The 8776-nt window shown below is 75.6% G+C and carries 6 protein-coding genes; all 6 read right to left on the reverse strand.

Annotation, left to right across the window (positions count from 1 at the left end; translation table 11 throughout):
• Window positions 1-40 precede the first annotated feature (40 nt).
• Window positions 41-2161 (reverse strand): glycosyltransferase family 39 protein, encoded by a 2121-nt coding sequence (locus amrb99_RS52410; protein WP_190856745.1) that lies wholly within the window; start codon window positions 2159-2161, stop codon window positions 41-43.
• Between the two features lie 18 nt (window positions 2162-2179).
• Entirely contained in the window at window positions 2180-4372 is a 2193-nt protein-coding gene (locus amrb99_RS52415; protein ID WP_190856746.1) for a glycosyltransferase family 39 protein, read from the reverse strand.
• The gene (locus amrb99_RS16050) at window positions 4369-5754 is read right to left on the reverse strand and encodes a glycosyltransferase (RefSeq protein ID WP_190856747.1); all 1386 of its coding nucleotides are present in this window, start codon (window positions 5752-5754) and stop codon (window positions 4369-4371) included. The genes amrb99_RS52415 and amrb99_RS16050 overlap by 4 nt, the downstream gene beginning before the upstream one ends.
• A gap of 111 nt (window positions 5755-5865) precedes the next feature.
• Complete coding sequence (locus amrb99_RS16055) at window positions 5866-7335, reverse strand: HAMP domain-containing sensor histidine kinase (RefSeq protein WP_190856748.1); 1470 nt, start codon at window positions 7333-7335, stop codon at window positions 5866-5868.
• A gap of 47 nt (window positions 7336-7382) precedes the next feature.
• Complete coding sequence (locus tag amrb99_RS16060) at window positions 7383-8120, reverse strand: response regulator transcription factor (protein WP_190856749.1); 738 nt, start codon at window positions 8118-8120, stop codon at window positions 7383-7385.
• Window positions 8121-8205: 85 nt separating this feature from the next.
• On the reverse strand, window positions 8206-8776 hold a 571-nt coding region (locus tag amrb99_RS16065), incomplete at its 5' end, for a hypothetical protein (protein WP_206699958.1).

The raw sequence follows: 8776 nt of genomic DNA on the forward strand, positions 1-8776 counted from the left end.
GGGTTCCCGTGGCGCGGGTCACGCGCCACGGGAACGCGCGTCATGCCGTTCCGGACGCGCCGGTCGACAGGTCGTACAGGGTGACGCCGCCGACGGACGTCGCCGTGAAGGTCGCCGCGACCCATTGGCTGATCTTCTGGGCGTCGTCGCTGCCGCTGCCTCCGCCGCGGCCCGTCATCATCCCGCCGCCGCCGACGAAGTAGTGGATCCTTCCCTGGCGGACGAGCCGCTGGAACCGCGCGAGGGTGGGGGCGGGGTCGGTGCCGTTGAAACCGCCGACCGCCATGACCGGCTCACCGGCGGCGAGCTGGTAGCCGGCGGCGGTGTTGGACCCGACCGCGGCCGCCGCCCAGGTGTAGGACTTCGCGCCGGCCTTGAGCGCGGCGGTGACCTGCGCGCTGGGCGTTCCGGCGTTCAGCAGGCCGCCCGGGCCGCCACCGGCGCCGCCGGGGCGTCCGCCGCCGAACCCGCCGGGCGCCGTGCCCTGGGAGGCGCCCGGCCCGTTTCCCTGGCCGGGGAAGCCGCGTCCGGGGACGCCGGTGCCGGGCTGCCCGCCCTGCGGCGGCGCGAACCCCTGGCCGCGGTTCCAGCCGCCGCCGGGATGGCCGGCGCCGCGTCCTCCGGCCGGTCCCCCGCCCGGTCCGCCGCGTCCGGGTCCGAAGCCTGCGGACGTGCGGGGGCCGGCGGTGACGATCGCCCCGGTGTGCGGGGTGCCGGCCGTCTCCACCGCGTACGCGGCGGGCCCCGCCAGGGACGCGGCGGTGGCCAGGACCAGCACGGCGGCCAGCAGCGGCCCGCGCAGCAGCCGGACGCCGGCGAGCGCGGCGGACGCGACCAGCCCGGCCGCGACGATCGCCGGGCCGAGCCACGGGTGCCAGCCGGGGTCGCGGCCGAGCAGCACGTACGCCCACACGGCGGTCACGGCGACCGTCACCGACAGGAACGCGGCGCCCTCGGTGGTGCGGCGCCGCTCCCACAGCAGCGCGGCGCCGGTCCCGACCAGGGCGGCGACGGCGGGGGCGAGCGCGACGGTGTAGTACTCGTGGAAGATGCCCTGCATCTCGCTGAAGACCGCGCCGGTGAGCAGCAGCCACCCGCCCCACACCAGCAGCGCGGCGCGGGCCGGGTCGGTGCGGGGCGCGCGGCGGGTGACCCACAGCCCCGCGGCCAGCAGGACCAGCGCGGCGGGCAGCAGCCAGGAGATCTGGCCGCCGACCGCGGCGCCGAACATCCGGGCGACGCCGGCGTCCTGGTTGAGGTTGCCCAGGCCGCCGGTCTCGTCGCCGTTGAGGCGGCCGATCCCGTTGTAGCCGAGCGCCAGTTCCAGGACGGAGTCGTGCTGGGATCCGCCGATGTACGGGCGGGACGAGGCGGGCACCAGCGCCACGGCCAGCACCCACCAGCCGGCCGACGTCACCAGGGCGGCGCCGGCGAGGACCAGCTGCCACAGCCGCCGCCGCACGGGCGCGGGCGCGGTGACCAGGTACACCAGCGCGAACACCGGCACGACCAGGAACGCCTGCAGCATCTTGGCCAGGAACCCGGTGCCGACGAACGCGGCCGCGGCCAGCAGCCAGCGGGTGCTCGCGTTCTCCTGTGCGCGGATCGCGGCGTAGGCGCCGGCGGTCAGCAGCAGCACCAGCAGCGCGTCGGGGTTGTTGAACCGGAACATCAGCGCGGCGACCGGGGTGACGGCGAGCGCCGCCCCGGCCAGCAGCCCCGCCCAGGCGGGGAACCGGCGCCGGACCGCCGCGTACAGCGTCGCGACGGTGGCGACGCCCATCAGCGCCTGCGGGACCAGGATGCTCCAGGAGTTCACCCCGAAGATCCGCGCGGCGATCTCCATCGGCCACAGCGCGGCGGGCGTCTTGTCGACGGTGATGGCGTTGGCGGCGTCGGAGGAGCCGAAGAAGAACGCCTTCCAGCTGGTGGCGCCGGCTTGGACGGCGGCGGAGTAGAACGCGTTGGCCCATCCGGACGCGCCGAGGCCCCACAGGTAAAGCACGGCGGTCGCGGCGAGCAGGGCGAGCAGGGCGGGCCGCGCCCACGCGGGGTCGGCGGCGGGTCCGCGCCACAGGCGGCGCAGGACCCGGCGGGGGCGGCCTCCCCGCCCGTCCGGGGTGCGGTGGGCGGGCGGGGAGGCCTGGATCGTGGAGGTCATCGTGGGATATCCCAGGGGTCAGCCCAGCTTGTACAGCTGGGCGCCGGTGGAGCCGGACGACGCGGAACCGGACGGTGAGGCGCCCGACTGCGAGGTGCCGGACAAGGAGGTGCCGCCGTATTCGGAGGGGTCGACCAGGGTGCCGTTCTTCTGCACCCAGGCGGTGACGGAGGAGTTCCCGCCGCCGGGGCCCATGCCGCCGCCGAGCATGACGTAGCGCAGCCTGCCGTCCTTGACGTACTTCTGCAGCTTGGCGACGGTCATCGCAGGGTCGGAGCCGGTGAAGCCGCCCATCGCGATGACGGGGCGTCCGGTGCTGAGGATGATCGAGCTCGCGGACTGGGCGCTGGAGACCGCCACCAGCCAGGTCGCGCTCCCCTGGTTCTTCTCCAGGTAGGAGATCATCTGAGCGCTGACCTCGCCGCCGGGGCCGCCGCCGAACCCGCCGCGTGCGCCGCCGGGCCGCTGGGAGCGGTCACCGCGCGTCCACGGCATCTGCCCGCCGGCCGAGCCGGAGCCCTGGCCCGCGGAGCCTTCCCCGGCGGGGGTCTGCCCGCCGGGCGCCCCGCCGGGCAGCCGGCCGCCCGGCACGCCGCCGGGCGGCTGGCCGCCGGGGAAGCCTCCCCTGAACCCGCCGGGCATGCCGCCGGGCATGCCGCGCATGCCTCCGGGACCGCCGAATCCGGTGGACGGCCCGGCCTGCGGATTGCTGCCGTTGGAGGCGGTGGACGCGGCCGACACCGCGTACGCGCCCGGCCCGGCCAGCGTCGCGACGGCGGCGAGGACGGTCCCGGCGACGACGGCGCGGGTGCCGGCGCGGCGGACGAAACGGCCCAGCAGCAGCGCCGCGATCGAGACCGCGGTCGCGGCGAGGATGGTCCAGCGCAGCCAGGGGTGCCAGGACGGGGTGCGGTTCAGCAGGGCGAACGCCCACGCTCCGGTCACGGCGATCGCGACCGCCCCCACCAGCGGCCGCACCCGGCTCCAGCGGGCCTCGCCGCGGTCCGCGCGGAACAACAGGACGGCGCCCGCGCCGGTCAGCGCGGCGATCGCGGGGCCGAGAGCGGTGGTGTAGTAGGGGTGGAAGGTGCCTTCGGCGAAGCTGAAGATGACGTAGTGGACGGCGAGCCACCCGCCCCACAGCAGCAGCGCGGCGCGGGCGAGGTCGGTGCGGGGCCGCTTCCACAGCAGGACCAGGCAGGCGACCAGCGCGATCACGGCGAACGGGATCAGCCAGGAGATCTGGCCGCCGACGATGTCGTTGAACAGCCGTCCGGCGCCGGACCGGCCGCCGAAGGAGGCGCCGCCGCCGGGGCCGCCGCGTCCGCCGCCGGGGCCGTTGTTCTCGCCGAAGACGCGGCCGAGGCCGTTGTAGCCGATGACCAGGTCCCAGACGGTGCCGTCGGTGCTGCCGCCGATGTAGGGGCGGCTGCCCGCGGGGACGGCGTCGACGATCAGCATCCACCAGGACGAGGAGACGGCGAGGACGGCGCCGGCGGCGACCAGGTGCCCGAGGCGCCGCACGATCCCGTGGCGTCCGGCGATCAGGTAGACCAGCGCGAACGCGGGGACGACCAGGAACGCCTGCAGCATCTTGGTGTTGAAGCCGCAGCCGACCAGGAACGCCGACAGCAGCAGGGGCCGCAGCCGCCCGGTCTCGACGGCGCGCTGGCACGCCCACGCGGCGGCGACCAGCAGCAGCACCAGCAGGGTGTCGGGGTTGTTGTCGCGGTTGATCGCGACGGTGATCGGGGTGAGGGCCAGCACGGCGGCGGCGATGAGCGCGGCGGGGTGCCCGAACGCACGGCGCACGGTGGCGTGCAGGATCGCCACGGCGGCGACGCCCTCGATGACCTGCGGTAGCAGCAGGGCGGGGGTGCCGAACCCGATGACGCGGGCGGCCAGCTCCTGCGCCCACAGCGCCATCGGCGGCTTGTCGACGGTGATGTAGTTGCCGGCGTCCAGGGAGCCGAAGAAGAACGCCTTCCAGCTCTGGGTGCCGCTCTTGACGGCGGCGGAGTAGTAGCTGTTGGCGTAGCCGCCGGAGCTCAGGTCCCAGGCGTACAGGGCGGCGGCGAGGGCAAGCACCGCCCACAGCGCGGGGCGCGACCATGCGGGGTCGCCGGGGCCGCCGAGCAGGATCCGGCGGATCCTTCCGCGGGGCGCGGGTGCCGCGGTTCCGGTGGGCGGCGCGGGGAGCGTCTGGGTCATGACAGGTTTCCTCCGGTCTCCCCGGCGGCCGGCGCGCGGCCGTCCCGGGAGATCGTGACGTCGGTGCGGAGGGCGGCGTGCGGATCGTCGGTGCGCGGGTCGCCGGTGCGCGGGGAGCCGGCGCCTGCGTCGCGGTCCGCCAGGCGGCGGGGGTGGAAGATCCAGGCGCGCATCAGCAGGAACCGCACCAGGGTGGCGACGGCGTTGGCGGCGATGAGCGCGCCGACCTCGACGGCGCGGGACGCGCCGGGCGCGGCGGCGTGCAGCAGCGCGAGCCCGCCGGTGGACAGCGCGAGGCCGAGCAGGAACGCCAGGCCGCCTTCGAGCTGCTGGCGCAGGGCGCGGCCGGTGCCGGTGACGCCGAAGGTGAAGCGGCGGTTGGCGGCGGTGTTGCCGACGGTGGTGATGATCAGCGACAGCGCGTTCGCCCACAGCGGGCCCATGACCAGCCGCAGCAGGACGAACAGGACGAGCTGCGCGACGGTGCTGATGGCGCCGATGACGGCGAAGGCGGGCAGCTGCCGCGCCATCCCGGCGGGCAGCGCGTCGCCCGCGGAGGGTGCGGCGGGGGCGCGGCGGCCGCCGACGGGGGCGCGGAACGCGCCGGTGAGCATGCGGCGGGCGACGCGGGCCATGCCGCGCAGGTCGTCGCGGGCGGTGCGGACGACGTCGACGCGGGAGTCGGGGTCGTCGACCCAGTCGACGGGGACCTCGTGGATGCGCAGCCCGTTGCGTTCGGCGAGCAGCAGCAGCTCGGTGTCGAAGAACCACTCCTCGTCCTCCACCGACGGCAGCAGCGCCTGCACGATCTCGGTGCGGGCGGCCTTGAAGCCGCACTGGGCGTCGGAGAAGCGGGCGGCGAGGGTGGTGCGCAGCAGCAGGTTGTAGCAGCGGGAGATGACCTCGCGGCGGGGGCCGCGCACGACGGCGGACCCGCGGGTGAGCCGGGACCCGATGGCCAGGTCGCTGTGCCCGGAGATCAGCGGCGCGACCAGCGGAAGGAACGCGTCCAGGTCGGTGGACAGGTCGACGTCCATGTAGGCGACGACGTCGGCGTCGCTGGTGCCCCACACGTGCCGCAGGGCGCGTCCTCGTCCCTTCAGCTCCAGGTGGACGGCGTTGACGTGGTCGAGCCGCGCCATCAGGTCCCGGGCTGCGCGCCAGGTGCCGTCGGTGCTGGCGTTGTCGGCGATGGTGATGCGGAACGGGTAGGGGAAGGTGTCGGCCAGGTAGGCGTGCAGCCGCCGCACGCTCGCGGCCAGGACGCGTTCCTCGTTGTAGACGGGGATGACCACCTCGACCAGCCTTCCCCGCCCGCCGTGGTCGTGCACGGGCGGGGGCGGCCCGGCGGGCGTGCCCCGTTCGGTGACAAGGTGACTCATGGGACCGAGGTTCGGGTGCGGGTGTGGGAAGCCCCTGAGCCGTGGATTAACGCGGTATGAGAAACCCGCGCGGCCTGCGGATCCACCCTGCGGGTGGTCGGTCGCGGGTGGTCAGTCGCGGGGTGCGCCGGTTCCGGGGAGGCGGACGCGGGCCAGGGCGCCGCCGCCCTCGGCGGGTTCGAGGTCGACGCTGCCGCCCGTCTCGGCGACGACGCGGGCGACGATCGACAGGCCGAGCCCGGAGCCGGGCAGGCTGCGCGCGGACGGGGACCGCCAGAACCGCTCGAACACGTGCGGCAGGTCGGCGGCGGGGATGCCGGGGCCGTGGTCGCGGACGGTGAGCTCGCCGCCGGCGAGCCGGACGGTGACGGTCCCGGCGGGCGGGGAGAACTTCACGGCGTTGTCCAGCAGGTTCACCACGGCGCGTTCCAGCGAGGCGGGGTCGCCCTGGACGTACCAGGGCTCGGTGTCGGCCCGGACGGTCAGGCCGGGGCCGCGCAGCCGGGCGCGTTCGACGGCGCGGTCCACGACGTCGTGCAGCGCGACGGTCTCCTGGACGGGTTCGGCCTCGTCGGGCCGGGCGAGTTCCAGCAGGTCGCCGACCAGGCTGGACAGCTCGTGCATCTGCGCCTTGACGCTGACGAGCAGGTTGTGGCGGGCGGCTGCGGGCAGGTCGCGGCCGGTGGCCTCGGCGCGCAGCAGCAGGTCGATGTTGGTGCGCAGGCTGGTGAGGGGGGTGCGCAGCTCGTGCCCGGCGTCGGCGATGAGCTGCTGCTGGCGTTCGCGGGAGGCGGCCAGCGCGCCGGTCATGGCGTTGAAGGAGCGGCTGAGCCGGGCGATCTCGTCGGTGCCCTCGGCGGGGATGCGGGTGCCGAGGTCCTCGGTGCGGGCGATGTGCTCGACGGCGCCGGTCAGCTCGTCGACGGGCCGCAGCGAGGCGCGGGCGATCATCAGGCCGGCGCCGGCGGACACCAGCACGCCGAGGGCGGTGACGGCGACCAGCAGCAGCGCGAGGTTGTCCAGCGGTCCCTCGACCTCGTCCAGGGACAGCGCGACCGACAGCGCGATGGGGGTGCCGTCGGCGGCGTGGGTGGGGAAGGTGAGGATCCGTACGTCCTCGGTCTTGCCGCTCGGGCTGACGCCGGTGCCGTCGTGCAGGGCGCGGCCGCCGTCGCCGCGGGCGACGGCGGCGTCGGCGGCGGTGACCTTCAGCGAGCCGGCGTCGGGGATCGTGCAGGGCCGCCCCTGCGCGTTGATCACCTGGACGATCTCGTAGGGGCCGAACACCCGGCCGTCGCCGGTGCCGGTGGTGGCGTCGGCGCGGCAGTCCATCAGCGCGGCCTCGACCTGCCGGCCCAGCATCCGCTGGACGCCGCGGCCGGGCCCGCCGGGGCCGCCGGGCGCGCCGGGGGCCTCGGGGCCGGGCGGGGTGGAGAAGGAGCCGAGGCGGCGGTCCAGCTCGTGGTAGAGCTGGTTGCGGGTGAGGTACCAGCCGGCGGCGGCGCACACGGCGACGGCGAGCGCGACGGCGACGGCGGTGAGCAGCGCCATCCGGGCGCGCAGCGTCAGCCGCCGCGTCATCGGCGGGCGCCTGGGCGGGCGTGCCGCGCCGGGACGCCGCCCGGCGGTCACGGGGACGCCGCCGTCCGCAGGACGTAGCCGACGCCGCGGACGGTGTGCACGAGCCGCGGCATCCCGCCGGCCTCGGTCTTGCGCCGCAGGTACATCACGTACACGTCGAGGGAGTTGGAGGCGGGTTCGAAGTCGAAGCCCCAGACGGTCTCCAGGATCTGCTCGCGGGTGAGGACCTGGCGGGGGTGGGCCAGGAACATCTCCAGCAGCATGTACTCGGTGCGGGTGAGGGACAGGGGGCGGCCGGCGCGGGCGACCTCGCGGGTGAGGGTGTTCATCCGCAGGTCGTCGAAGGCCAGGACGTCCTCGCGGCGGGCGTCGCCGCCGGTGTCGGCGTTCATCGCGCTGCGGCGCAGCAGGGCCCGCACCCGCGCCAGCAGCTCGTCCAGCTCGAAGGGCTTGGCGAGGTAGTCGTCGGCGCCGGCGTCCAGGCCGGTGACGCGGTCGCCGACCATGTCGCGGGCGGTGAGCATCAGCACCGGCATGGTGGCGCCGAGGGCGCGCAGCCGCCGGCAGGTGGTCAGGCCGTCCATGCGGGGCATCAGCACGTCGAGCACGACCAGGTCGGGGCGGTCGGCCTGGACGCGTTCCAGGGCCATGGCGCCGTCGGCGGCCTCGGCGACCCGGTATCCCTCGAACTCCAGGCTGCTGGACAGCGATTCGCGGACGGCGGGCTCGTCGTCGACGATCAGTATCCGTGCGGCGGGCGCCGCCTGCGGGGTGCCGGGCTCCATGCACTCACCGTAAACACCGCCGGTGAGGGCTCCGGCCGCGGGCGGGCGTTTCTCATGGATCTTTCAGAAAGTTCTGAGCGGGCCTTCAGCGGGGCGGAGCGCCGTCGGCCGGGCCGCGAAGGTCGCCGGGGAGGTCGCCGCGGACGTCGTCGGTGGCGTCGGCCCAGGGGTCGCCGTGCGCCGCGCCGGCCTCGGCGGTGCCGGTGGTGTCGGTGGTGTCGGTGGTGATGGTCTCGGCGGTGACGCGGACGACGGCGGGGCCGGAACCGGTAGACGTACCGGTAGCGGTGCCGGTTGTCGTGCCGGTTGCGGGTGTGGGGCGGGCGGCGGTGGTCCAGGTGGTGCGGGCCACGTCCACCACGACGTCGCGGGCGACGTCGAGGACCATGTCGCGCAGCACGTCCTTCATCGCGATCTTCAGGGCCTCGCGGAGCAGTTCGGCCATGACCACCTCGATCGCGGCGGTGGCGGCCTGCGCGGCGACGCGGGCGGCCAGGTCGCGGGCGGTGCGGGCGAACGCGCCGCCCGCGGCGGCGGCCAGCAGCCCGCCGGCGGAGCGGGCGGCGTCGCGGGCGTCGGTTGGGAGAAGATCGGCGCCGAGCTCGTCAAGGAAGTGGCGAAGAAGACCGACGACGTAGCCGGTGACGGCACGACGA

This window comes from Actinomadura sp. RB99, from assembly GCF_014706005.1.
Classification (GTDB): Bacteria; Actinomycetota; Actinomycetes; order Streptosporangiales; family Streptosporangiaceae; genus Spirillospora.

Coding starts and splice junctions, on each gene's coding strand:
- amrb99_RS52410 (WP_190856745.1), bottom strand. CDS start 2,161: ATGACCTCCACGATCCAGGCCTCCCCGCCCGCCCACCGCACCCCGGAC.
- amrb99_RS52415 (WP_190856746.1), bottom strand. CDS start 4,372: ATGACCCAGACGCTCCCCGCGCCGCCCACCGGAACCGCGGCACCCGCG.
- amrb99_RS16050 (WP_190856747.1), bottom strand. CDS start 5,754: ATGAGTCACCTTGTCACCGAACGGGGCACGCCCGCCGGGCCGCCCCCG.
- amrb99_RS16055 (WP_190856748.1), bottom strand. CDS start 7,335: ATGACGCGGCGGCTGACGCTGCGCGCCCGGATGGCGCTGCTCACCGCC.
- amrb99_RS16060 (WP_190856749.1), bottom strand. CDS start 8,120: ATGGAGCCCGGCACCCCGCAGGCGGCGCCCGCCGCACGGATACTGATC.